Origin of the sequence: Streptomyces huiliensis, assembly GCF_020037025.1 — a bacterium.
Classification (GTDB): Bacteria; Actinomycetota; Actinomycetes; order Streptomycetales; family Streptomycetaceae; genus Streptomyces; species Streptomyces huiliensis.
The window spans coordinates 1-23,129 of sequence record NZ_JAIQLH010000091.1 but is presented as its reverse complement, the minus strand read 5'-3'; the positions used below and the strand labels follow the sequence as shown (position 1 = coordinate 23,129).

Here is a 23,129-nt window from a genome sequence, read left to right as displayed (position 1 = left end):
GGTGGCGGTCAGCCGGCGTCGCCCGGCGCGTCGTCCGGCACGTCGCCCGGCGCGCCCTCCGAGGCGCCCTCGAAGTCGGCCGCGAAGGCGGCGAAGTCGGCGGTGCGCCAGCGCTGCGGGCGCATGCGGAAGACGACGTCGTCGTGCAACTGGGCCGCCGTGGCCGCCAGGTAGTCGCGGGCCTCGTCGGGGTCGAGGTAGCGGTGGGCCAGGGCCTCGCGCACGGCCGGGTCGACGGGGTCCTGGACCGCGGTGACCGGCCCTTCGACGCTGACGTAGCGGTACGGCCGCCGCTCGTCCTGCACGCAGAGGCTGAACCGCCCGGCGGCGTGCAGCAGTCGGGCCTTGGCGGTCTCGCGCCCCGTCTCGACGACGACCTCACCGCCCGGCTCGTACCCGTACCAGACGGGCACCACCAGCGGCGCCCGGTCGCCGCCCCGGGGGTCGGCGACCCCCAGGACGCCGACGCGCGGTTCGGCGAGGAATCGTTCACGGACGTCGTGCGGCATGGCGGGCAGCATGCGGAGGCTCCTGTTCGACGCGGCGGGAAAGCGCTGTTTCACGGGTGGCTCCCCCGTGAAGGATCTTGAAGCGAACGCATCATTCCCTGCGCCGATTGCCCCACAAACTGATGTTTTGAGCCGAACTGGCATGCGACATCGCGGGCGCGAACGGCACGTCAGAACCCCGTCGTGACCCGGTGTTACCTACGGTTGACCAGGCAGAAGCCCCGTCCCCGGGCACCCGGCACGCCCCCACTCCCCCGGGGCCGAAAGCAGACCCCGGACAGCGTCACAGGACACTGCCCGGGGCCGGGACGGAAGCGGGCGCCGCCCGCCGCTCGTGGGTAGGCGTCAGTTCGTCGCGCCGTTCGACGGCTTGTGGCAGGCGTCGTGTTCGCGGGCGAGCCGGTTCGCGGGGGCGACGGTGTGCGCGCGGGCCTCCAGCCACATCGCGTACGCGATCGAGGCCAGTTGGGCATCGGTGACGTGCAGGGTCCAGGCACTGCCCTTGTCGGCCCGCCGCGCCGTACGGACCGCTTCCTCCAGGCCGGGTGCGGGGGGCCGGCGGAGGCGGGGGCCCAGGCCCAGGTAGAGGCGCAGCACTTCCATGGCCTGGGGCCGCAGCCTCACCTCGCGGGTCCCCGCGGGCAGGCCGGGATCCGGGGCCGCCCCGCCGTCACCCCACCGGCGGGCGGGAAGGTAGACGAGCGCGTCGTGGCCCTCCGGCGTGAGCCGGGCGGCCCACCGCGGCGGCCCCGGCAGGGCGGCGAGGGCGGAACGGCCGGCCGTCTCGCACAGACCGGCCGCCCGGAGGCGCTCCACGGCCTGCGGGGCGACACCGCAGCCGTCGGTCGCCCAGCCGTGCCGCTGCTGCCCCTCCAGGTCGCGCAGGGTCAACAGGGCCTCGTACTCCGCGTCTTTCAGGCCGCCCACGGATGTCCTCCCCGCACGTGTGGTCGCTCGCGGACATCATGGCGGACGCCGCCGTACCGTACGGGGCTGTCGGCGGAATGTCCGCCGGGTGTGTGTCCCCGGGGGACGGAGGAGAGTTCCCGGCGGCGGCCTCGTGCGCCGGGAAGGACCCGCGCGAGCCGGTCCGGCCCGCGGTGGGGCCGGGCCGGAACCGGTCGCTCACGCCGCACGGCGGCGGGGCTCGGGATCAGCAGTTCAGGAAGTCACCGCGGACCCGGTACGCCTTGCCGTTGCCGCCCCAGAAGGCCCGGCGCCTCGGTCTGCTGCCGCCCACCGACCGCGGCGGTGGGCGCGCGTGACGGCCCGGGCCGGGCCGCCGTCACGTTACAGGCCCGGGATGCGGCCGTTGCGGAACAGGTCGACGAAGATCTGGTGGTCCTCGCGGGCCCGGGCGCCGTAGGTGTGGGCGAAGTCGGTGAGCAGGTCGGCGAAGCCCTCCTCGTCGGCGGTGATGGCGGCGTCGATGGCGCGCTCGGTGGAGAACGGGACCAGGGAGTGGCCGCTGGTGTCGTCGGCGGCGGCGTGCATGGCGGCGGTGGCGCGGCCGAGGTCGGCGACGACGGCCGCGATCTGCTCGGGGTCGTCGATGTCGGACCAGTCGAGGTCGACGGCGTACGGCGAGACCTCGGCGACCAGCTGCCCGGCGCCGTCGAGCTCCGTCCAGCCCAGCCACGGGTCCGCGTGCGCCTGCAGGGCGCGCTGGGAGATCACCGTGCGGTGGCCCTCGTGCCGGAAGTAGCCGCGCACCTCGGGGTCGGTGACGTGCCGGGAGACCGCGGGGGTCTGCGCCTGCTTCATGTAGATGACGACGTCGTTCTCCAGGGCGTCGCTGTTGCCCTCCAGGAGGATGTTGTACGAGGGCAGGCCGGCGCTGCCGATGCCGATGCCGCGGCGGCCGACGACGTCCTTGACGCGGTGGGAGTCGGGGCGGACCCGGCTGCTGTCGGGCAGGGTCTCCAGGTAGCCGTCGAAGGCGTCGAGGACCTTGGCGCGGGTGGCGGCGTCCAGTGGTATCGAGCCGCCGCCGTCGAGGAAGCGCCGGTCGTGGTCGCGGATCTCGGTCATGGTCGCGAGGAGGCCGAAGCGGGTGCGGGCGCGGGCCTCGCGGAGGGCGTCGAGGAGCGGGCCCTGCGCGGTGTCGAGGGTGAAGGGCGGGATCTCGTCCTCCTTGGCGCCGGTGGCCAGGGCGTGGACGCGCTCGCGGTAGGCGGCGGCGTAGATCCGTACCAGTTCCGTGATGGTGGCGTCGCTGAGCGCCTTGGCGTGGCCCAGCAGGGCCACGGAGGCGGCGAAGCGCTTGAGGTCCCAGAGGAACGGGCCGACGTACGCCTCGTCGAAGTCGTTGACGTTGAAGACCAGTCGGCCGCCGGCGTCCATGTAGGTGCCGAAGTTCTCGGCGTGCAGGTCGCCGTGGATCCACACCCGGGAGGTCTGCTGGTCCAGGTAGGGGCCGGCGTCCCGCTCGTGGGCGAGGTCGTGGTAGAAGAGGCAGGCCGTGCCCCGGTAGAAGGCGAAGGCGGAGGCGGCCATCTTCCGGAACTTGACCCGGAAGGCGGCCGGGTCGGCCGCCAGCAGCTGCGCGAACGCGGTGTCGAAAACGGCGAGGATCTCCTCGCCGCGCTGGGCGGCCCGGTCGTGCTCGAGCGCCATCGCTGGTCCTCCTGGGTGGCTCGTGCGCGGGCGCGTGTGCGCCCGCCGTTCTCCGCGCGAGGCTACCGCCACGCGCCCCCGGCCGACGCACCGCGCCCCGGCCCCCGGCGGTACGGCCCCGGCCCCGGGGGGTACGCATCGCCGGGCGGTGCCGGGGCAAGCGGTGGGGCAGGACACCGGCGAGCGGGCGGGGAGGGATCGCCATGACGGTGCACGAGCGGTCGGCCGGGGGGCACGGCACGGAGAACAACGGGCCGGCCGGAGGGCACGGCGCGGAGGACGAGCGGCGGCGGGCCGAGGGCTCGGCCCAAGGGCGGCTGGCGGCGGAGCGCCTCGCGGGCGAGGAACCCGACGACCGGTTCGCCAACCCGCACACCACCCGCGCGGAGCTCTCCCTGAGCGGGGCCGAGGAGGGCGTCGCCACGCTCACGATGCGCGGGGGCAACGGGATACCGAAGGGCATCCGCGTCGTCGACGGGTCCGGCACCCTGATCGCCGCCTACATCGGCTTCGCCCTGGACGACGTGAGCGTGGCCAAGTCGCCCCGGTCCGCGGTCGCGGGCGCCCTGGCGCGTTCCCTCGACGGCACCGACGCGCGGGACGAGGCGAAGGCGGAGTCGCCGTCGGGGGTCATCGTGGGCCGGGTCGGCGCGGACGTCCCGGTGCGGCTGACGCCGGAGGAGTTCCGGAACAGCGCCGTGGACCTCTTCGCTAGCGAACTCATCGATCTTTCACAGGAGTTGCGGGGCGGAATCCTCCGGGAGTCGGACGGAGCGGAGGGCGGCGAGTCCTGAGGGCAGGACGCGCGCCCGCCGCCCGCGGCCGCCCTACCCCTCCGGGTAGAAGACGAAGAGGGTGCAGCCCGTGGTCGTCTGCGGAACGTGGGAGGAACCGGCGGGGGCGTGGATGAAGGAGCCCGCGGGGTAGTCGCGTTCGCCGTCGTTGAAGACGCCGGAGACGACGAACACCTCCTCCGGGCCCGGGTCGTGGACGTCGAGGCCCTCCCAGCACGAGCCGGGGTCCATCTCCAGTACGTGGGCGGTCGCGCCGTTGTCGCCGCTCCACAGGGACCTCAGCCGGATGCCGGGGAAGAGGGTGCGGGCGGGCGCGTCCTGGGCGGCGGCCCACACGTAGCCGGGCACTTGCCCGCCCGTCGGCTGCCCGCCTGTCGGCTGGCCGCCCTTCGCCGTCGCGGCATCCGTGACCTGTGGTGTCGTGTTCGTGTTCGTGTTCGTCATGCGGCAAGCCTCGCCGTCCACGGGCGCCCCGCCCAGTGTCTCGTTTGACGTCCTGAGGTACTTTCCTGCCATGCACCGCGTCACGGCACTCGTCCATCCGCCCCAGTCGACCTTCGAACTCGGCTGCGCCGCCGATGTATTCGGCGTCGAACGGGCCGGGCTACCCGCCCGGTACCGCTTCGGCGTGTGCACCGAGCACCCCGGGCCGGTCGCCACGCTCGCCGGGTACGACATGCTCGTCACGGAGGGGCTCGACGCCCTCGACCGGGCCGACACCGTGGTGGTCCCCGGCCGGCTGCCCGTCGGCGAGCCCCCGTCGGCCGACGTCGTCCGGGCTTTGCGCCGGGCGCACGCGCGGGGCGCGCGCCTGGTGAGCATCTGCTCCGGCGCCTTCGTCCTGGCGTACGCGGGCCTCCTCGACGGCCGCTCGGCGACCACCCACTGGGCGCAGGCCGACGAGTTCGCCCGGCGCTTCCCGGCCGTCCGCCTCGACCCCGACGTGCTGTACGTGGACCACGGCGACGTCGCCACCAGCGCGGGCTCCGGCGCGGGGATCGACCTGTGCCTGCATCTGGTGCGTGCCGACCACGGCGCGGACTACGCCGCGCGCGTCGCCCGGAGCATGGTCATGCCGCCGCACCGGGAGGGCGGACAGCTGCAGTACGCCGCCCCGCCGCGGCCCGCGCAGATCGACAGCTCGCTCGGGCCGCTCCTGGAGTGGGCCGCCGGCCGGCTGCACGAACCGCTGGACCTCCCCCGGCTGGCCGCCCGGGCGGGCTGCTCCCCGCGCACCCTCGCGCGCCGGTTCACGGAGCAGCTCGGCACCAGCCCGGGGCAGTGGCTGCTCTCGCAGCGGATCGCCGCGGCCCGGGAGCTGCTGGAGACGTCCGACCTGGCGGTGGACGCCGTCGCCCGCCGCACGGGCCTCTCCTCCGCCACCAACCTCCGCCGGCGCTTCCTCGCCGCCCTGGGCACCACGCCCAGCGCGTACCGCCGGGCCTTTCACGGCACGCGGCGGCAGCCGGCCGCCGCCGCACCGTGATCCCGGGACCGGCTACGCGAACGGTGCCGCGGCCGCCCGCTCCGGCGCAGACGGCGCCCGCCCGCCCGTCTCCCGCCCGCCTGTTCCCCGTCCACCCGCGCCCCGCCCGCCCGTCACCCGGCGCGCCACCGCCCGCTGCCCCCGCGCCAGCCACCGCACCGGCCAGTGCAGGAGCAGGGCCAGGCACAGCAGCCGGCCGCCCGCGTGTACCGCCCAGACGCCGGCCATGGTCGGGCCGCCCTCCCGTGACACCGTCCCGGTCAGCGACGCGAGGCGCCGGCCTCCCGCACTGCACAGGCGAACGCGTCCGGGGCGTCCGCCGAGACGTAGACCGTGTCCACCTCCGTCGCCCCGGCCTTCCCGAGGTCGAGGACGACCGGCGGGTCGAGGCGCAGGCACAGGTCCACCGCGCTGCCCGCCGCGCAGGCCACGGCCCGCGGCTCGCCGGGAACCGGGCGTATGCCCAGACCGGCGACGGTCCGGGCGGCACGCGAGACGGACACGACCGCGGTGCCGGGCAGCGTCAGTCCGCCGAAGCAGCCCGTCCGCAGGACCAGTCGGGACGGGGAGACGAGGTGCGGGTGCCGTGCCATGGCGGCCACCGCCCCGAAGCCGGAGAGGACGAGGAGCGCCTCGAACGCCGCGTGCCAGGCCCTGAGCGCCGGGGGCAGCATCGCGGACACGCAGCAGGCGAGGACGGCCTCCAGCACCGCGAGCAGCGTCACGGTCTGCCGCGCCTCCGACGAATGCGCGAAACGGCTTACGCCGTCGGCCTGTTCGGGCAGCGGTCGCCGGGTCGCCCAGCCGGCGAGCGATGTGGCGAGGACGCGGAGGGCTTCGGCCTTCGACGGCCGGTGGAGACCGTGGCTCGCGGACGTTTCCGGCACAGGACACCCCTTTCCGGTGGCACTTGAGGCACTCAGGCGCTCGGGGACACCCCGAGCCTCCCGTGGCCCGCGGGCGGGCGGAAGTGAGGTTTGTCATGCCCAGTGCCCGGAAGGGACGCCGGGCGGGCGGAGTCACGCCCGCAGGTGCTTCAGCACCGGCGCGAACTCCTCCATGTACGGCTCCAGGATCGTGAAGTAGGTGAAGCCGTAGCGCACGCGGTGGGCGTGCAGGCGGTCGGCGATCTCCGTGACCGAGCCGGAGAGGAGGACGGGGTGGGACAGCAGCTCCTCCTCCGTCATGTGCGTCACGTCGCCGATCAGGCCGCCCGTCTTGGCGAGGGGATCGCCGTCGACGGCCACGATCTGGACCAGGAAGTTCAGCTCGGCGGGGGCGAGTCCGGCCGGCCGCTCCTCCGACTCGAAGCGGCGGTAGGCCGCGACGCGCTCCTCCAGGGCTGCGGGGTCCAGCAGTCGCGGCGTCCCGTCCGGGCCGGTGCCGCCGCCGGTGAAGGCCATGGTGGTGGCGTGCCGGGCGGCGATGCGCATGACCCGGTCGCCCGCTCCGCCGATCACCAACGGGACGCGCGGCTGCGCGGCCGCGGGGACGTGTCCGGGGTCCGCCAGCAGTCGGCCGACCTCGGCCGCGGTGTGCGCCAGGTGGTCGACGCGCTCGCGCGGTGAGCCGAAGGGCAGCCCCGCGCTCTCGTGCTCGGCCTGGGCGTAGCCGGTGCCGAGGCCCAGTTCCAGCCTGCCGCCGGTCAGTTGGTCGGTCGTGGCCACCTCGCGGGCGAGCAGCGTCGGGTTGGAGAAGCCGGAGTTGAGCACGTAGGTGCCGAGTCGGGCCCGTTCGGTGACCGCGCCGGCGGCCACGAGCGACGGGAACGGCGCCGGCATGCCCAGGTGGTCGGCCACCAGGATCACGTCGTAGCCGAGTTCCTCGGCCCGGCGGCACTTGGCGCGCCACTCGGCACCCGTGCCCGCGGTGAACATGTTGACGCCGAAGCGGAACGGCCGGTCGGTCTGGTCCGTCATCGGAACCATCGGAAACCCCCTTGGTGATCGTTGTGATCGTCGACCGACAACGTACCGGAGTGCGCCTCCGCCGACCGGCCGGGCCGACGGCCCGGGGAAAGCCGATGATCCCCCGGGCCGCCGCACCGTCCGCGCCGCTCCTACCGCCGGCGCCCCGCGCCGGGCACGCCGGGGTCGATGACGAAGTCGAACGCGGCCTGCTTGGCGGGACCCGCCTGACGGACCGTCATGAGCAGCCGGGGGTCGAAGAGGGAGTCGGTCTGGTTGCGGGGCTCGCCGGGGAAGTACAGCTGGGTCGTGAGTATGCGGCCGCCCGGGGCCTGGACCTTGACGTGGAGGTGGCGGGTGCGTCCGGGGTAGAGGCCGGGCACGATGGTCGTGAGGGTGAACGCCCCGCGGGCGTCGGTGTACTGGTGGCCGCGCAACCGGTAGCCGCGGTTGTCGTAGACACCGGCGTTGTCGGCCTGCCAGAAGTCCAGCAGGGCGTGCGCGACGGGCCGGCAGGTCGCTCCGAAGACGTAGCCGGAGACCGTGAGCCGGACGCCGGGCATGCCCGGTTCGAGCAGCGAGGCGCGCTCCGGTGAACTCGGTTTGAAGTAGGGGCCTTCCGTCTGCGGCGGGGTGGGCTCGTCGCCGTCGTCGCAGTACGGGGTGGTGGGCAGCGGCGCGTCCGTGGGCCGGTGGTCGCGGGCCAGCGCCACGCCGCCGCCGAGCAGGGCGGGCAGGGGTACGGCCAGGAGGGCCGCCTTGAGCACGGTCTTGCGGCTGATGTGCCGCCGTTCCGCCGCGTCGTCGCCGTCGATGGCCTCGCCGTTGATGGGGTCGCCGTTGATGGGGTCGCCGGTGGGCAGGGTATCGTCCGCCACGGTTCCTCCTCCTGGGGGTCGGCACAGGCGAACGCGCCTGCGCGTTGAGGAACCTAGAGCGGCGGAGGGGACGGATCGATGCACTCCGTTCGGTGAACGTGGTGTTTACTCCGGCAGGCTCCCGCCCGCCGTCCGGCGGAAGTCGCCGGGGCTGACGCCGGTCTCGCGCCGGAAGAAGCGGCTGAAGTAGGCGGGATCACCGAATCCCACGCGCCGGGCGATCTGGGCGACGCTCAGTCCGGAGCCGGTGAGCAATCGTTTCGCCTCCAGGGTGCGGGCGGCCCGCACCAGTTCGCCGGGGGTCCGGCCGGTGGCCTGCTTGACGGACTCGATGAGGTAGCCGACGGACACCCCGAGCCGGTCGGCGTAGGCGCGGACCGCGCCCTCGGCCCCCGCGGTCTCGGTGAGCAGCGCGCCGAAGTCCCGGGCGACCTCGGCGGACCGGCCCGCGTCCGCCTCGGGCCTGCGCTCCCCGGGCAGCCGCAGGGCGCGGACGAGCAGGATGTGCAGGTACGCCTCCAGGACGGAGACGTAGCCGTCGGCGCGGTCCGTGAACTCCCTTTCCATGGCCCGGATCAGGGCGCCGATGCCGGCCGTGTCGCCGCCGTCCGGGCCGGTGGGCAGCCGCGGCACCCGCCGCTCGCCGAGCTCGCGCAGCAGCCGCCGGTCGTCGGGGCGGGTCAGCAGGAAGTCCTCGGTGAACAGCAGGAGGACGCCGGCGAGGCCGGTGGCGCGGTCCCAGTGGTGCACCTGCCCGGGCAGGATGACGCACAGGTGGGGCGGGCGCAGCGGGTGGCGGACGGCGTCGACGACGTGGGTGCCGGTGCCGGCGGTGACGTAGGCGATCTCGTGGAAGGTGTGCCGGTGCGGGTATCCGGCGTGCGAGTCCGGGCCGAACACGTCGAAGGAGCCCATCAGGAAGGGCGGCAGGCGGGTGGCGGGAACGCCGAGCCGGTGCAGGGGCACGGGGTCGGCGGACGGCGGGGCGTCCTGGGTGCGGGTGGGCATGCCGGGCGTCCTTCCCCGGGGCGGTCCCGGTGGCGAGGGCGGGGGCGGGTCGCCAGGGTCCCCCATCGCCGGGGAGGCGGCAAGGCGCGGCGGACTCCCGGCAGGTCGGGGGCGGGCCCGGAGCCGGCCGCCGCCCCGGCTCCGTCCGGGGCGGCTCCCCGTCGAACGTTCCGGCCGCGCCCCTCCGCTTCGTTCAGCCGGCGAGAGCCCCCCGCAGCGCCACGGCGAACTCCGCCGCGTGCGTCAGGTAACCCACGTGGCCGCCCGGGAACTCCGTGACACGAGTGCCCAGTTGCTCCGCGAGGGCCGCCGTCGTGCGGTGCAGGAGCGCCGGGGACTCCTCGCCGGCCACCGGGAGGCACCGGCCCGCGCGGAGCGCCTCGGCATCGGGCCGGAAGCGGGTGAAGGAGCGGAGTTCGTACTCCAGGACCACGTCGCCGTTTGCCCGGACGCGGGCCAGCATCTCCCGTACGGGCGCGGGCAGCGCGTCGTCCGGCTCGGGCGCGACGTCCAGGCCGATCTCCTGGCCGAGCCTCCGGAGCGCCGGGCCCGGCCCCTCGCGACGGTAGGCGGCGTGGATCTCCCGGAAGAGGGCGTGCCAGCGGTCCGCGTCGGGCAGCAGGTCGACGACGAACGGTTCGTGGGCGACCAGGGCCCGTACCTGGCCGGGGTGGCGGGCCAGGAGGTCCATGCCGGTCATGGCGCCGTAGCTGGTGCCGAAGACGGCCGCCGGGCGCCCGGCGGCGAGTTCGGCCAGCAACAGGTGGGCGTCGTGGCCGCGCTCCTCGATGCTCTGCTCCCGGGGCGGGGCGGTGAGGCGGCTGCGGGAGTTGCCGCGCGGGTCGTAGGTGATGACGGTGTGGTGGTCGGCCAGCAGCCGGGCCAGCGGTCCGAACATGGCGGCGTCGCCGTCGCCGCCGTTGATCAGCAGGAGGGGCGGGCCCGCTCCGCGGATCTCGTAGTGGATCTCGGCGCCGGGAACGGTCAGCGTACCTGTCTCCATGGGTCCCTCAGGGTGCCGTGCGGAGCGGGCGGCGCGCAATGGCGTCCCGGCGCTTTCCCGGGAGCTCCCGTGCGGCCGCCCGCTCGCCCTCGGCGCCGGACTACTTCGGGCAGGTCGTGTCGGTCGCCGGGAGGCGGCCGGTGGCGAGGTAGGCGTTCACCCGTCCGTCCACGCACGCGTTGCCGTACTCGCCGAACTGGCCGTGGTGGTCGGCTCCTTGGAGGGTCAGGAGACGCGAGGACGGCAGGAGGCCGTGCAGGTGCCGGCTGGCGGCGTAGGTGGTGCGCGGGTCGCCCGTGGCGGCGACGATCAGGGCGCGGGCGTCGGTACGGACCTGGGTGGGCTCCTCGCGCGGCGTCGACGGCCAGAAAGCGCAGGGATTGGTGTTGTGGAAGAGCGGCCCGAAGAGGGGGTGCGCGGCGCGGGACTTCTCGACGGCGTCGCGGTACGTCTCGGGGTCGCGCGGCGCGGCGGCGTCGCCGCACAGGATCGCCGCCTGGGCACTGGCCGACGCGGAGTCCGCGCCGGTCAGGGCGGCGGCGAGGGCCTCGGCGAGCGGCTCGGGCGGTTCGACGGTCTCGCCGCGGGCGGCCCGGCGGAGCGCGGTGACCGAGTCCGCGAGGGCGGCCCGGGCGGGGTCCCGGTCGTCGGCCAGGTCGCCGAAGAGGAGCGACGGGACGACGGTGTCGTCCACCTCGTACGTCCGTTTCCCGGTGTCCAGGACGAGCGGGCGGCGGGCGGCCGTGCGGACGATGTCGTGGACCGCGGCGAGGACCCGCTCGCGGGTGCGGCCGAACCCGTACCGGGCGTCGCGGCGCGCCGCCCAGTCGGCCCAGTGCTCCAGGGCGCGCTCGTTGGCGTCGAGCATCGTGGACAGCATCCGGGGCCCGTAGTCGCGCGGACCGATGGCGCCGTCGAGGACTACCCGGTCGGTGCGGCCGGGGAACATCTGGGTGTACACGGTGCCGAGGTAGGTGCCGTAGGAGTAGCCCAGGTAGGAGATCCGCCGTTCGCCGAGGACCTCCCGGACGACGTCCATGTCGCGGGCGGTGTTGCGGGTGGTGACGTGCGGCAGGACGTCGCCCGCCGTGCGTCCGCAGCTCTCGGCCAGGCCGCGCTGGAACGCGGCCTGCCGGTCGAAGGCCTGCCGTCCGGTGCCGGCGGAGCGGATCCAGGTACCGGTGGGCCAGTGGCAGTCGAGCGGGCTGCTGCGGCCCACGAAGCGGGGGTCCATGCCGATGACGTCGTAGCGGGCGCCGACGCCCTTCATGGCCTCGCGGACGCCGACGGCGAGGTCGAGCGACGGGCCGCCGGGACCGCCGCTGTTGACGAGGAGCGCTCCGGCCCGGTGGGCGGTGTCGGTGGCCTTGATGCGGGAGAGGGCGAGGGTGAGGGTGCGGCCGCCGGGGTCGGAGTAGTCCAGCGGTACGGAGATGGTGGCACAGCGGGCGCCGGCCTTTTCCAGTGTCCGGCCGGTGTCGTCGTCCGGCCCCTGGACGCAGCTCCGCCAGTCCGGGCGCTGGTGGTGATAGCGGGCGAGCCCGGCGGACGTACCGGTGCCGGCGCCTGCGCCTGGGCCGGGGCCGGGACCGGTACCGCCGGGATCGGCTTCCGCGGCGGCGGGCAGGGCGGTCAGGCAGGCGGCGGCCGTCAGCACGGCGGCGGCGACCCTGCGCAAGGGTGTCATCGCGTCTCCTTCACCATGGGCGGGACGTTCCGGCACCGGGGGCCGCGACGGCCGCCCCGGCGGGTTCTCTCGTCCGGCCGCCCGCGGCGGGCGGGTCCTGGCCGGGCGTCACGGCATGGCCCCGGGCGGGCCGTTCCGGGGCGCGGTACGCCGGCTCGCGGGAGCGGGCACGGGCATGGGCACGGGCACGGGCATGGGCTCCGATGCGGCCGGCGGCTTCCGGGCGAACGGTCCCAGAGCGGACGCCCCCCGGACAGACGGCCCCAGGACAGACGCCCCCAGGACAGACAGCCGACGCGCCGCGAAGGCCGGCGCGGACGGCGCCCGCGCGGAACGCGGGGCGGCGGGTGCCGGCGGCCGGGGAGGCGTCCGGCGAGCCGAGGCCCGCCCGCGGCGAGCACCGGCCGCCCGCCGGGAGCGGGACGGGAACCATACGCCCGACGCTAGGCGCCCGCCCGGCCCTGATCACTGGTGGAGGCCCCCGAACGGCGGGTGGGGCCTCCCCCACCCGCCGCCGTCCGAGGGACCGTCACCCGCTCACTCGTGCCAGGCCCGTCCGCCGGTGTTGTGGATGAACCGCTGCAGCACCTTCAGGGTGGTCAGGTACTCCTCGTCGGAGATGCCCCGGTGCCGTTCCTCCCACAGTTCGCGTTGCAGCACAGCGGTCTTCTCACGGAACGCCCGCCCCTCGGCGGTGAGGCGCAGAAGTCCCTCCGCGTCCTCGGTGACCCAGCCGCGGGCCACCGTCTCGTCGATCTCGGAGGTGATGGCCGCCGCCCCGGTGTCGAGGTAGCCCTCCAGGGTCCGGCAGACCTCGGCGCGGGACGGGGCGGTGTCCGCGCGGGCTATCTGTTCGAGCACCCAGCATTGGGGCTGCGTCGTGCCGATCCCGGCGAGGGCGGCGCGCGTCCGGCCGACGGTGGCCTTGTAGGCCGCCCAGCTCCAGTAGCCCACCGGCTGCCGGAGGAGGCCCGTGTCGTCGTGCGAGTACTCCATGGCGGAATGACCCCAGTTTCTGTCGTGCGGACAGTTCGACGAACGCACGCTAGCGCCAATGCCGTTGTCTTGGGCCTCGGGTGTGGGTTCCTGGGAGGTGACCCCAGGGGGGTGGTTCGGGTGTTCGCGCGCGTGTCGGAACTGTCGGTCCGGGGCTGTTGGCCTGGATGTATCCACCGGAATTGGTGGATCGGGTGGCCGCGGCTTGTGCTCCCGGCTCCAGCCGGCCGGGCGGCGCGGAGAAGCCGCCGAGGCCGTAGACGAGACCCAGGGCCGGCGCGGAGACGAGGGTGAGGGCCGTGACGAACGGCGACTGGGCCACGGCCGTGCGGACGCCGATGTCCCACACCGCGCGGGCGCGGGCGGCGAACTCGGCGGACTCGACGACGTGCCCGGCCAGGATCGGCGTCGCCGCCGCGAGCAGCGCCACGGCCACGCTCGGCAGCAGGAACTGCCCCGGTTTCCGCCGGTGCGGCCGCGCGCACGCGGCGGTGCGGCGCGGGGTGGCCCGGGAGAGGGGGCCCTGTTCGGAACCCCCGGCCTAGCCGTCCAGCAGCTGTGTCCTCGCCAGGTCGCGGTAGAGCGCGTCGTGCGTCATCAGCTCGGCGTGGCTGCCGACGGCCCGGACGCGGCCCGCCTCCATGACCACGATCCGGTCCGCGGTGGTCACGGTCGACAGCCGGTGGGCGACCACCAGGACGGTCGTGTGCCGGGCGGTGTCGGCGATCGTGTCGCGCAGCGCGGCCTCGTTGGCGGCGTCCAGCTGGGACGTGGCCTCGTCCAGGAGGAGCAGGCCAGGGCGGCGCAGCAGGGCGCGGGCGATCGCCACGCGCTGCCGCTCGCCGCCGGAGAGGCGGCTGCCGCGGTGGCCGACGTCGGTGTCCAGGCCGTGGGGCAGGCGGTGCGCGAGCAGGTCCAGGCGGGCCAGGCGCAGGACGCGGGCGACCTCCTCGTCGCCGGCTCCGGGGAGGCCCAGGGTGAGGTTGTCCCGCAGGGTGCCGGCGAGGACGGGGACGTCCTGCTCGACGTAGCCGATGGAAGCGCGGAGCCGGGTCAGCGGCCACTGCCGTACGTCTTCGCCGTCCAGGAGCACGCGGCCGGAGTCCTGTTCGTAGAAGCGCTCGATGAGGGAGAAGACGGTGGTCTTGCCCGCGCCGGACGGGCCGACGAAGGCGGTCAGGCCGCGGGCGGGGACGGCGAAGGAGACCTCGTGGTGGACGCGGGGCAGCCCGGGCCGGTAGGCGAAGCTCACCCGGTCGAAGGACACGCTGAGGGGCGCCCGCGTGACGTCTTCCGCCGCGTCGCCCTCCTGCTCCTCCGTCTCCAGCTCTTCGGCCTGCGCGATGCGGGCCGCCGCCGCGGCCCCGATCTGGACCTGGCCGACGCCTTCGACCAGTTGCCCGATGCGCGGGGCGAGGGCGAAGAGGTAGAGCAGGAAGGCGACGAGGGTGGAGACGTCCGTCGCGCCGGAGGTGACGCGCGCGCCGCCCACGCCGAGCACCACGAGGAAGCAGACCTGGACGACCACCGCCGACGTCGTCGCCGACACGGCCTCCCAGGCCGCGGCCCGTATCCCGGTGCGCCGGGCGCGTTCGGCCTCCCGGAGCAGCGCCGCCGCCTCGTGCCGCTCGGCGCCGGACGCCTTGACGGTGCGGAAGGCGCCCAGCACCCGCTCCAGCGCCGCCCCGATGCGCCCCACCGCCTCCTGGGTGCCGTGCGTGGCACGGCCGATCCGCGGGGCCACGACCGCCACGACGACCCCGACGAAGGCGACCACGGCGAGGGTGACGCCCAGCAGGACGGCGTCGAGCAGCCCCATCATGACGACCGTCGCCGCGGTGACCAGGGTGCCGGTGACCGCCGCCGACACCGCCTGGGGCGCGGACTGGCGCAGCAGTGTCGTGTCGGACGTGACGCGGGCGATCAGGTCGCCCGGTTCGGAGCCCTCCACGACGGGCACGCGCAGCCGCAGGAGACGGTCGGTCAGCCGGCGCCTGGCGGTGCAGACGAGGGATTCGGCCGACCACTGCAGCACGTAGTACCCGAGCCCGGCGAGGGCCGCTCCGGCCACGACCAGCAGGCTGAGCACGAGCACGGGGCCGGTGGCCGGCGTGCCGTGGCCCATGTCGTCCATCACGCGCTTGGCCGCCAGGGGTTGGGCCAGGCCCATGACGCTGCCGACGAGCCCGAGGGCGACGCCCGCGGCCATGCGCCACCGCTGCGGGCGCAGGTGGCCCAGCAGGGCCCGCTGCCCCCGCCACGGCCGGTCCGGGCCGCTCGAAGGCGCGCTGTCCGGCGCGGGGGCGGGAGGGCCGGTCCGGGGCGTGTCCACGGAAGGCGCCGCGGTCATCGGCTCACTCCACGGTGAAGAAGCGCTGGAAGTAGTCGGCCGGGGCGCCTTCGCCGACGAGGACCCCTTCGGCCTCCACCCAGGCGTGCGCGGCGAACGGCGGGCGGTTGCGCACGCCGACGCACCAGGTCGGCCAGTGGCCGTACCAGCGGCAGAGCAGCACGGTGGCCAGGGAGCGGGGCAGGCATCCCTTGAGCCCTCCGGCGGCGAGGCTCACGGCGAGCACCGTCCGCCGCGCCGTGCTCGCCTCGGCGAGCGTCGCGGGCCGGGCACCGCGCCGCAGCCTCGTGAGGACGGCGCGGATCCGGGCGGGCGGCTGGGTCGCCAGCAGATGGGCGCAGCCCACGGCCAGCCGGGCCGCCCAGCGGCGGCCCAGGGGGATCGAGCGGGGGTGGTAGGGGATCGCTTCCGGCGTCGTCATGGCGTGCCTCTTCGGTCGGGAGGGCCTGCTGGAAGACGGGGTGCGGGGTGGGCTACGCCGTCAGCAGTCCCGCGGCGCGCAGCTCGGCGACGATGCGGACGACGTCCTCGCCGGCCTGCCGGGCGTCGACGCCGTCGTACCGCGCGATCAGGAGCTCGGCCGCCCGCTCGGGTCCGTGTCCGTCCAGCACCGTCTGCAGGACGAGGGCGGCCGTGGGGTTGAGCGTCCAGTATTCGGCGCTCTCCTGATCGAGCAGCGCCATGCCGTACTCGGTCTCGGTCAGCAGGACGCCGGGCTTGAGTGCTGGCACCGGTTCACGCCTTTCGGTCGGCGGCGGGCAGGGGCGCCATCTCCCGCGAGCGCAGCCACACTTCGCAGGCGATGGTGGGGTGGAGCCGGTAGCTCTCGGTCTCCGCGGAGAGGGCGCGGCGGCACCAGTCGCGCAGCACCTTCCCGTCGGCCAGGCCGAGCCGCACCAGCCGCGAGTCCTCGCACAGGGCCAGCAGGGACCGGCGGTGGCGGCGCAGCCCCGCCTCTTCCTCGAACGTCGCGTTGGCCTTGGTGCCGCGGGTGCGGCTGACCTCGGGCACGACGCCCCGCATGGCCTCGACGATGAGCGGCTTGTACCGCCAGGGGGTGATGCGTTCCTCGGCGCGGACGGCGAGGGCCGCCTCGATGACGGGGGCGTCGTAGTAGGGCGCGGAGACCGCGATGCCCAGGGGTGCGGACATCTGCCCGATGTGGCGGACCCATTGGGAGATGCCGTCCATGGCGACCAGTTCGCGGTGTTCGCCGCGGTTCCGGCCCCGGGCCCCGGTGGGGGTCCGGCGGGTGCGGATCACGTCCCGTGCCGCGGCGACCGCGTCGGGCGTGGCCCAGGGCGGCATCCGGGGCGGAACGGCCCAGTCGAGGAGCGGCTCCTCCACGGGGGCGGCCGGCCCGGTCAGGTCGCGGGCGAGGCGGTCGAGCCAGGCCCCGTAGGACCTGCGGTCCACGAGCCGGCTCAGCACCGCCCGCCGGGCCCAGCGGTATTTGGCGGCGTAGCCCCGTATCGCGTGCAGTGCGACGAAGGGGTGGTGGAGCAGCAGCGTGTGCAGCCGGGCGGGCGTGCCGGCCAGGAGTTCGTCGCCGCCCAGGCCGGTGAGGTGGAGGCCGGATCCGCGGGCGGCGGCCGTCTCGATGATGCCCATGCGGCGGTTGCGGTCGACCGTGATGATGCTGGGGGTGTCGAGGATGTCCCGGAGGGTGTCGATGCCGTCGAACGTCATCGCCACCTCGCGGGCGGGTACGACATGGTGTTCCACGCTGCCCAGCGCCCGCACGGTGCGTTCGGCCCAGTACACGTCGTCGCCGGCCTCGTCGTGGATGGCGGCGGTGTAGGCGACGACCTTGGCGCCGCCGCGGGCCGCCGTGCAGCACACCGCCGTCGAGTCCAGGCCGCCCAGGTCGGACGACACCAGGTCGCGCCCGCGGGTGCGCACGGCGACCGACTCGGCGAGGGCCTCCTTCAGACGGACGGCGCCCGCGGCGAGCGGGACGACGGGGTCGGGCGGTGACCACCACCGGGTGGTGCGGGCCCGCCCGGCGGCGTCGAGCGTCAGGCGGTGCCCGCCGGGCACGGGGTGCACACCCCGCCACAGCGGATCGCCGTGCCAGGGGTACGGCACGCCGGAGGCGAGCATTTCGAGGGCGACGCGGGGTTCGTCGAGGCCGGCGCCCACGAGTTCGGCGAGCACGTCGGCCCGGTCGGACGCCACGCTCACCGGTCCGCCGGGCGTCGTGGCCTCGGCGTGGAACACGCGCCGCAGGGTGACGACACCGCCCTGCACCCGGACCCGGCCGGGGCAGGAGGCGATCAGGTGGAAGCTGCCGGCCCGGCCGGCGAGGCGGTCCAGCTCCGGCGGGGAGGCGGTGCCGGCCGCGGCGGCGGCCGCCCGTTCGGCGTCGGCTTCCGGGACGGCGTGCTCCCCGATCACCACGACCCGCGCGTCGCGGTGCGCGCCCGTCACGGCCGTCTCCGGGTCCCACCGTCCCACGATCCAGGGCCGTCCGGAGGCGTGGAGCAGACGGCGGGTGGCGAAGGAGAGGGCCTTCGCGGCGGGGACGGCCGCCGCGGCGGTGTCGGGCAGGACGACGAACCAGGCGGGCACGGACTGGAGCGACAGGGACTGATCCACGGGGCACGGCCTTCCGTCGGCGGGGTCCGGGACAGAAGAAGCGGGTGGCGGCCGGAGACCGCCACCCGCTCTCAGGTCAGAGGACCTGCTTGCCGCCCAGAATGTCCTTCGGGCCGTGGTCCTTGAGGCCCGTCACCTTGCGGAAGCTGCCGGCCTTGGCGAGGGTGGGACGCTCGTACGTCATGACCATTCTCCTTCTTCTGGATGGGGACGATGGTGCGTACTCCAGGCGCCTGATACGGACTCCACTGATTTCCGTAGGAAACCCGAGCGGTGGGGCCGCGGCATCCACCGTAAGTACGACAAGCACATCGCCACAACGCCTCCGGCGCGGCGGTGGGGTTGCGCCGGGGGCGCTCGACTCCACATCGCTCCCGACGCACACCCTTTGCGCCATCCGCAAAAACGGGAAAATCCGTGAGGAGAATCATTAATTCTTCAGGGAAGGTCACGCCCTTTTACGTCGGTTCCGCCCCGTGCCACACCGTCGTCACGGTGCGGAATTCCTTGGTGCCGCGGCCCGAGAGCTCGCGTCCGTAACCAGAACGCTTGACTCCGCCGAACGACAGTGCGGGGTGGCCGACGATCCGGGTCCTTTGGGGAGAACTCCGGATCGCGGCTGGTGATCCAGGAACGGGTACGGCGCCGGCGCGCACCCTCGGCCGGCGGGGAGCCGGCTAGCAGGCCGGCCGGAGGGAGCGCCGGCTGACCGGGAAGTCGAAGTACGTGTCCGGGAACGTCTCCGGCTGGTAGGTGTAGTGCCACCACTCTTCCGGAAGGTTCCGGAAACCGGCCTTCTCCAGACCGTTCTTGAGCAGCAGGCGGTGGGCGCGCTGCCGGCCGACGACGCGTGGGTCGAGGGTGTGCGACAGGGTGTCGAAACAGTCGAACCCGGTGCCCATGTCCAGGGAGTTGTCCGGGAAGCGGTCCCGCTGCGGGCCGTAACACGGTTTCAGCGGCTCGCCGGGGTGGTACGGCCGGGTGGGCAGCGCGGGCAGCCGGACCAGGGTGATGTCGACCGTACTCCCCCTGCTGTGGCCGGACTTGGCGGCGATGTAGCCGTCGTCGAACAGCCGCGTCTTGTCGACGCGCGGGTAGAACTCCGCCTTCATCCGCTGGTCGTCGAGGTCCTTGGCCCACCGGACGAAGTGGTCGACGGCGCGCTGCGGCCGGTAGCAGTCGTAGACCTTGAGGGAGTAGCCCTGCCGGAGGAAGGACCGCTGCGCCCGACGGAGCGCGGCTGCCGCGTCGCGCGTCACGACGCACAGCGGCTGCCGGTAGCCGTCGATGCGCTCCCCGGTGAAGTTGTGGCGGGTGAGGTAGCGCATCTCCTGGAGGATGGTCGGGTCGACGTCCCGGAGGGCGACGAACTCCGGTGGCGCCTTGGGCTCCCGGTGTTCCTGTGCCGTCGCCGTGGTGGTGGCGGGCACGGCCGTCACCGCGAGGGCGGCGGCCGTTCCGGCGACCAGGCCGCGGAGAACTCTTCGCATCGGATCGAACCCCTTCGCGCGTGTCCGGGAGCGCCGCGGTGGTGCGTCTCTCCCCCGGCGGCATCCTGGCGGAGGCGCGCCGGGGCCGTCCAGCGGACGGGGGTGGCGGAATCGGTCACGCCGCGGGACCGGTCACGCCGCGGAATCGGTCACGCCGTCGAGCGCCGGGCGTGGAAGATCCCCCAGCGCAGCCGCCCGCTCCGGGCCGACTCCACCCACAGCGGCAGGTTGAGGAGGAGTCCCTGGAGGTAGTCGGGGCTGATGAGGTCGCGGAGGGTGTCCTTCCGGGACTCGGTCTCCTGCGTCAGCCGAACGTAGTGGCGCTCGAGTTGCTCGCTGTGGTCGTCGAAGCCGACGCCGTCCAGGCCGAGGGCCGTCAGCCGCTCCCGGTAGAACGACGGCGTGGCCAGCGCGTCGACGCCGAGCCGGGCCACCACCGGCCGCAGCTCGTCGTCGGGTGTGCCCTCGGCCGCCATGACGTCGGTGAACGCCAGCGCGCCGCCCGGCGCCAGGACGCGGGCCGCCTCCGCCAGCGCGCGGGCTCGGTCGTCGCTGTGACACAGCGCCTCCAGCGAGCACACGGCGTCGAACTCCCCGTCGCCGTAAGGCACGTCGTGGAACGAGCCGGTGACGACGTCGATGAGCCCGTCCAGTCCGCGTTCGGCGTTGGCCGCGCGGTGCCGCTCGTTCTGCGCCTCGCTGAGGTTCAGGGCGACGACCCGGCACCCGAACCGCCCGGCCAGGTAGCGGGCGGTGCCCCCGTACCCGGACCCGAGGTCCAGCACCCGCCTTCCCGGCCCGAGCCGCTCGGCGAGGTACGCCGCCAGCCGCTCCACGGTGCGCCGCGACGCGTCGGCGACCGGCTCCCCCTCCCGCTCGTAACTGCCGGTGTGAATGTCCTCGCCACCCCAGACGGCGTCATAGAACGCGTCCACGTCCCGCGTCTCGTAGTACCGCCGCGTCGCCTCGTCGTGTCGCTGCACTCCGCTCACCTCACCATGGGTGCTGATCGTTTCCCGGCCGTCCCCAATCTGCCGCCGCGGGCGCCTGGTGAACAGAGGGCGTGGCCGGAGGGGCGGGGGCGACGGGCCCACCGGCCGGCGGTTCCCCCGGCGGGGTGGCGATCTCCCGGACGTTCTCCCCCAGCGCGAGGCCGATGACGGACTCGGGGGATTCCCGGTACTCCCACGCGGCCGGGTCCGCGAGCAGCCGGTCGAGTTCGGCGCCGGAGATTCGCCGGCCGCCCCACCAGGCGGGCATCTCCGGCCCCTCGAACACGTCGATGTAGCCCTTCCGGCACCACCGGGAGACGATTCCGGCGAAGAGCGGGACGTGCCGCTTCCACTCCTCCTCGTCCTCGCTGTCCGACCAGTCGGCGAGGAGCGACCAAAGGGGCGAACCTTCCCGGGAATTGACGTAGACGTACTCTTCCTCTTCGGTGATCCAGTACATGCGGTGCTCGGAATTCCTGTGCGGTGGGAGACGCGGTGTTCGTCACCGCTTTCCGTCATCCTAGTCCGGCCGGATTCCGCCCGGTCAGTCGGGATTCCTCCGGGTGGCGACGTAGCTGAACGGCGCCGAGACCCCGGCGCTGTGGTGGTCGGCGGCCGAGAGGGCCAGTTCCAGGCGTTTGCGGGGTTTCAGGCCGAGGTCCGCCGTGGCGTGGAGGGCGCCCAGAGCGAATTCGTCCCCGCAGCCCACGGCTGCGTATCCGTCGGCGGGTTCGGCTATCTGGTAATCGCCGTAGACGGCGAAGAGGCGGCCGTTTATGCCGACGAGGAAAGTTCCCGCCGATTCCTGCTCCGCGTCCTTGCGCGCCCAGCCGCCGTCCTTCAGGCACTTGCGCAGTTTGTCGACGAAGACGGTGGTCATGAAGCGGTCCAGGTCTCCGGCGGGCTTGGGGGCACGGAACGCGTGGTGCAGCAGTTGCCCCATGCGGAAGCTGGTGGTGAAGCCCATGACGTAGGGGCCGTTGCGGAATATCTTCGGATCCCGGCGGACGGTGATCCGGAGGCCCGCGACCCCGGCCGAGTCCCCGCCCAGGTGCACGCGCCCGCCGTACACGAGCCCGGCGATCACCGTCATGCCGTCCTCCCCCTCCGCCGTACCCTCTCTCGATTACTGCGCCCGGGGCGGCAGCGGGAAACCGCGGCTCACGGCGGTCTCCCGTTCGAGGCGGGAGAGCTTGTCGGGGTTGCGCACGGCGTAGAGGCCGGTGACGAGTCCGTCGTCGATCCGTACCGCGAGGACCGTGTCGATCGTGCCGTCGAGCAGGACGACCAGCGCCGGGAAGCCGTTGACCCGCACCGGACGCAGCTCCGCCGCGGCGGGGATCCGCCCCAGCACCGCGGCCACCGTCCCGGCGCCGGCGACGGGGGCCGTCGCGGCCCGTACGACGCCGCCACCGTCCGTGAGCAGGACGACGTCCGGGGCGAGGACGCCGAGCAGGCCGCTCACGTCGCCGGTCTCGACGGCCCGCCGGAACGCCGCGAGGACGCCGTGGGTCTCGCCCGGGGAGACGGCGCCGCGCGGCCGGCGGGCGGAGACGTGCGCGCGGGCCCGGTGGGCGATCTGGCGGACGGCGTCCGGCCGTTTGCCGACCGCCGCGGCGATCTCGTCGTACGCGAGGTCGAACACCTCGCGCAGCACGAACACCGCCCGTTCCGTCGGCGCGAGGGTCTCCATGACCAGCAGCATCGCCATCGAGACGCTCTCGGCGAGCTCGACGTCGTCGGCCACGTCCGGCGCCGTGAGCAGGGGCTCGGGCAGCCAGGGGCCGACGTAGGACTCGCGGCGCCGGCGCAGGGTCCGGAGCCGGCTCAGCGCCTGGCGGGTGGTGATCCGTACGAGGTACGCGCGCCGTTCGCGCACGGTGGCGAGGTCGACGTCCGCCCAGCGCAGCCAGGTCTCCTGAAGGACGTCCTCGGCGTCGGCGGCGGAGCCGAGCAGCTCGTAGGCGACGGTGAACAGCAGGTTGCGGTGGGCGAGGAACGTCTCGGTGGCGGGGTCGGTGGTGGGCCGGCTGGGCTCGCGCATGGTGGGTTCCCGTCTGTCCGTTCTCGGCCGTGTCACGCGCACAGGACGCCGGTCGCCGCCGCCGTGTGACAGCCGGGGCCGGTGGCGCCCGTCACATCGCCGCGCCGTCACGCGCACCCGTCGGGCGGCGTCTGGTGGGCACATGGACGCCGCGCCGATGCCGCGCGGTACCCGTCACCACGAGGAGGACGCTCTCATGGAACCCCGTTTAGACCTGTTCGCCACCGAGACCGGCACCCGGATCGGCAAGCGGACGGCGGCGATCACCGCGGTGATCGAGCCGGCGCTGCCCAAGTCCCTCCGGGAACTGCTCTGCCTCCGCGTCAGCCAGATCAACGGCTGCGGCTTCTGCGTCGACGTCCACACCAAGGAGGCCGCGGCCGCCGGTGAGACCCCGCTCCGGATCGGCCTGGTCGCCGCCTGGCGCGAGTCCACCGTGTTCACGGAGGCCGAGCGGGCCGCGCTGGCGCTCGCGGAGGAGGGCACCCGGCTCGCCGACGCCCACCAGGGCGTGTCCGACGGGACGTGGACGCGGGTGCGCGAGCACTACGACGACGAACGGATCGCGGCGCTGGTCGGGCTCATCGCCACGATCAACGCGGCCAACCGGTTCGGCGTGATCCTGCGCAGGCCGGGCGGCTCGTACGAGCCCGGCGTGTTCGCCGGTCTGCGGAGCTGACGACGACGGCCGTGGGCGGCGTCCGGAGAGGACGCCGCCCACGGCCGTCGGATGGTTCCGCCGGTCAGTAGGCGGAGTTGACGTTGTCCATC

The 23,129-nt window shown here is 74.4% G+C and carries 25 protein-coding genes and 1 pseudogene; 3 read left to right on the top strand and 23 right to left on the bottom strand.

Annotated elements, in window-relative coordinates:
* Positions 1-8: 8 nt before the first annotated feature.
* The 3 genes from JNW98_RS18040 to JNW98_RS18030 form a co-directional block, all read right to left on the bottom strand.
* Positions 9-521, bottom strand: a complete 513-nt coding sequence (locus JNW98_RS18040; protein WP_223769277.1) for a pyridoxamine 5'-phosphate oxidase family protein — start codon at positions 519-521, stop codon at positions 9-11.
* A gap of 333 nt (positions 522-854) precedes the next feature.
* Positions 855-1,436: a DUF6417 family protein gene (locus tag JNW98_RS18035; RefSeq protein ID WP_223769276.1), complete on the bottom strand. Its 582-nt coding sequence runs from the start codon at positions 1,434-1,436 to the stop codon at positions 855-857.
* A 363-nt stretch (positions 1,437-1,799) separates the two neighbouring features.
* Positions 1,800-3,125 carry a DUF2252 domain-containing protein gene (locus JNW98_RS18030; protein WP_223769275.1) on the bottom strand — a complete coding sequence of 442 codons (1,326 nt, stop codon included), beginning with the start codon at positions 3,123-3,125 and terminating at the stop codon, positions 1,800-1,802.
* A 203-nt stretch (positions 3,126-3,328) separates the two neighbouring features.
* Between JNW98_RS18030 and JNW98_RS18025 the strand changes: the two genes are divergently transcribed.
* The gene (locus JNW98_RS18025) at positions 3,329-3,919 is read left to right on the top strand and encodes a hypothetical protein (RefSeq protein ID WP_223769274.1); all 591 of its coding nucleotides are present in this window, start codon (positions 3,329-3,331) and stop codon (positions 3,917-3,919) included.
* Between the two features lie 33 nt (positions 3,920-3,952).
* On the opposite strand, the gene JNW98_RS18020 is transcribed toward JNW98_RS18025, so the two are convergent.
* Positions 3,953-4,363, bottom strand: a complete 411-nt coding sequence (locus JNW98_RS18020; RefSeq protein ID WP_263420914.1) for a cupin domain-containing protein — start codon at positions 4,361-4,363, stop codon at positions 3,953-3,955.
* Positions 4,364-4,433: 70 nt separating this feature from the next.
* On the opposite strand from JNW98_RS18020, the gene JNW98_RS18015 reads away from it, so the two are divergent.
* Positions 4,434-5,405 carry a GlxA family transcriptional regulator gene (locus JNW98_RS18015; RefSeq protein WP_223769273.1) on the top strand — a complete coding sequence of 324 codons (972 nt, stop codon included), beginning with the start codon at positions 4,434-4,436 and terminating at the stop codon, positions 5,403-5,405.
* A gap of 12 nt (positions 5,406-5,417) precedes the next feature.
* On the opposite strand, the gene JNW98_RS18010 is transcribed toward JNW98_RS18015, so the two are convergent.
* The 19 genes and pseudogenes from JNW98_RS18010 to JNW98_RS17915 form a co-directional block, all read right to left on the bottom strand.
* Positions 5,418-5,633, bottom strand: coding sequence for a hypothetical protein (locus tag JNW98_RS18010; protein ID WP_223769272.1), 216 nt, complete (start codon positions 5,631-5,633; stop codon positions 5,418-5,420).
* A 32-nt stretch (positions 5,634-5,665) separates the two neighbouring features.
* Entirely contained in the window at positions 5,666-6,292 is a 627-nt protein-coding gene (locus JNW98_RS18005; protein WP_223769271.1) for a hypothetical protein, read from the bottom strand.
* Between the two features lie 132 nt (positions 6,293-6,424).
* The gene (locus JNW98_RS18000) at positions 6,425-7,324 is read right to left on the bottom strand and encodes a TIGR03621 family F420-dependent LLM class oxidoreductase (RefSeq protein WP_223769270.1); all 900 of its coding nucleotides are present in this window, start codon (positions 7,322-7,324) and stop codon (positions 6,425-6,427) included.
* A gap of 173 nt (positions 7,325-7,497) precedes the next feature.
* A pseudogene (locus JNW98_RS17995) lies at positions 7,498-8,157 on the bottom strand (dioxygenase family protein); the annotation flags it as partial.
* Positions 8,158-8,295: 138 nt separating this feature from the next.
* Positions 8,296-9,198 (bottom strand): helix-turn-helix domain-containing protein, encoded by a 903-nt coding sequence (locus tag JNW98_RS17990; RefSeq protein WP_223769269.1) that lies wholly within the window; start codon positions 9,196-9,198, stop codon positions 8,296-8,298.
* Between the two features lie 193 nt (positions 9,199-9,391).
* Complete coding sequence (locus JNW98_RS17985) at positions 9,392-10,201, bottom strand: alpha/beta fold hydrolase (RefSeq protein ID WP_223769268.1); 810 nt, start codon at positions 10,199-10,201, stop codon at positions 9,392-9,394.
* Positions 10,202-10,301: 100 nt separating this feature from the next.
* Positions 10,302-11,888: an alpha/beta hydrolase gene (locus tag JNW98_RS17980; protein WP_223769267.1), complete on the bottom strand. Its 1,587-nt coding sequence runs from the start codon at positions 11,886-11,888 to the stop codon at positions 10,302-10,304.
* A gap of 537 nt (positions 11,889-12,425) precedes the next feature.
* A complete protein-coding gene (locus JNW98_RS17975) occupies positions 12,426-12,884 on the bottom strand; it encodes a MarR family winged helix-turn-helix transcriptional regulator (RefSeq protein WP_223769266.1) in 459 nt (152 codons plus the stop codon).
* Between the two features lie 49 nt (positions 12,885-12,933).
* Complete coding sequence (locus tag JNW98_RS17970) at positions 12,934-13,320, bottom strand: 6TM ABC transporter family protein (RefSeq protein ID WP_223769304.1); 387 nt, start codon at positions 13,318-13,320, stop codon at positions 12,934-12,936.
* Between the two features lie 105 nt (positions 13,321-13,425).
* Positions 13,426-15,234: an ABC transporter ATP-binding protein gene (locus tag JNW98_RS17965; RefSeq protein ID WP_223769265.1), complete on the bottom strand. Its 1,809-nt coding sequence runs from the start codon at positions 15,232-15,234 to the stop codon at positions 13,426-13,428.
* Positions 15,235-15,238: 4 nt separating this feature from the next.
* Positions 15,239-15,655, bottom strand: coding sequence for a lasso peptide biosynthesis B2 protein (locus JNW98_RS17960; RefSeq protein ID WP_223769264.1), 417 nt, complete (start codon positions 15,653-15,655; stop codon positions 15,239-15,241).
* Between the two features lie 52 nt (positions 15,656-15,707).
* On the bottom strand, positions 15,708-15,965 hold the full coding sequence (locus JNW98_RS17955; protein ID WP_223769263.1) for a lasso peptide biosynthesis PqqD family chaperone: 258 nt from the start codon (positions 15,963-15,965) through the stop codon (positions 15,708-15,710).
* A 4-nt stretch (positions 15,966-15,969) separates the two neighbouring features.
* On the bottom strand, positions 15,970-17,832 hold the full coding sequence (locus JNW98_RS17950; protein WP_223769262.1) for a lasso peptide isopeptide bond-forming cyclase: 1,863 nt from the start codon (positions 17,830-17,832) through the stop codon (positions 15,970-15,972).
* Positions 17,833-17,908: 76 nt separating this feature from the next.
* Positions 17,909-18,016, bottom strand: coding sequence for a keywimysin-related RiPP (locus JNW98_RS17945; protein ID WP_223769261.1), 108 nt, complete (start codon positions 18,014-18,016; stop codon positions 17,909-17,911).
* Between the two features lie 493 nt (positions 18,017-18,509).
* Positions 18,510-19,322, bottom strand: a complete 813-nt coding sequence (locus JNW98_RS17935; RefSeq protein ID WP_223769260.1) for a M15 family metallopeptidase — start codon at positions 19,320-19,322, stop codon at positions 18,510-18,512.
* A gap of 149 nt (positions 19,323-19,471) precedes the next feature.
* On the bottom strand, positions 19,472-20,305 hold the full coding sequence (locus JNW98_RS17930; protein ID WP_223769259.1) for an SAM-dependent methyltransferase: 834 nt from the start codon (positions 20,303-20,305) through the stop codon (positions 19,472-19,474).
* Between the two features lie 10 nt (positions 20,306-20,315).
* The gene (locus JNW98_RS17925) at positions 20,316-20,774 is read right to left on the bottom strand and encodes a hypothetical protein (protein WP_223769258.1); all 459 of its coding nucleotides are present in this window, start codon (positions 20,772-20,774) and stop codon (positions 20,316-20,318) included.
* Between the two features lie 84 nt (positions 20,775-20,858).
* Positions 20,859-21,407, bottom strand: coding sequence for a hypothetical protein (locus JNW98_RS17920; RefSeq protein WP_223769257.1), 549 nt, complete (start codon positions 21,405-21,407; stop codon positions 20,859-20,861).
* Positions 21,408-21,440: 33 nt separating this feature from the next.
* Complete coding sequence (locus JNW98_RS17915) at positions 21,441-22,358, bottom strand: RNA polymerase sigma-70 factor (protein WP_223769256.1); 918 nt, start codon at positions 22,356-22,358, stop codon at positions 21,441-21,443.
* Between the two features lie 196 nt (positions 22,359-22,554).
* Here JNW98_RS17915 and JNW98_RS17910 point away from each other — a divergent pair, with 196 nt between their 5' ends.
* Positions 22,555-23,037: a carboxymuconolactone decarboxylase family protein gene (locus tag JNW98_RS17910; RefSeq protein ID WP_223769255.1), complete on the top strand. Its 483-nt coding sequence runs from the start codon at positions 22,555-22,557 to the stop codon at positions 23,035-23,037.
* The last annotated feature ends 92 nt before the right edge of the window (positions 23,038-23,129 follow it).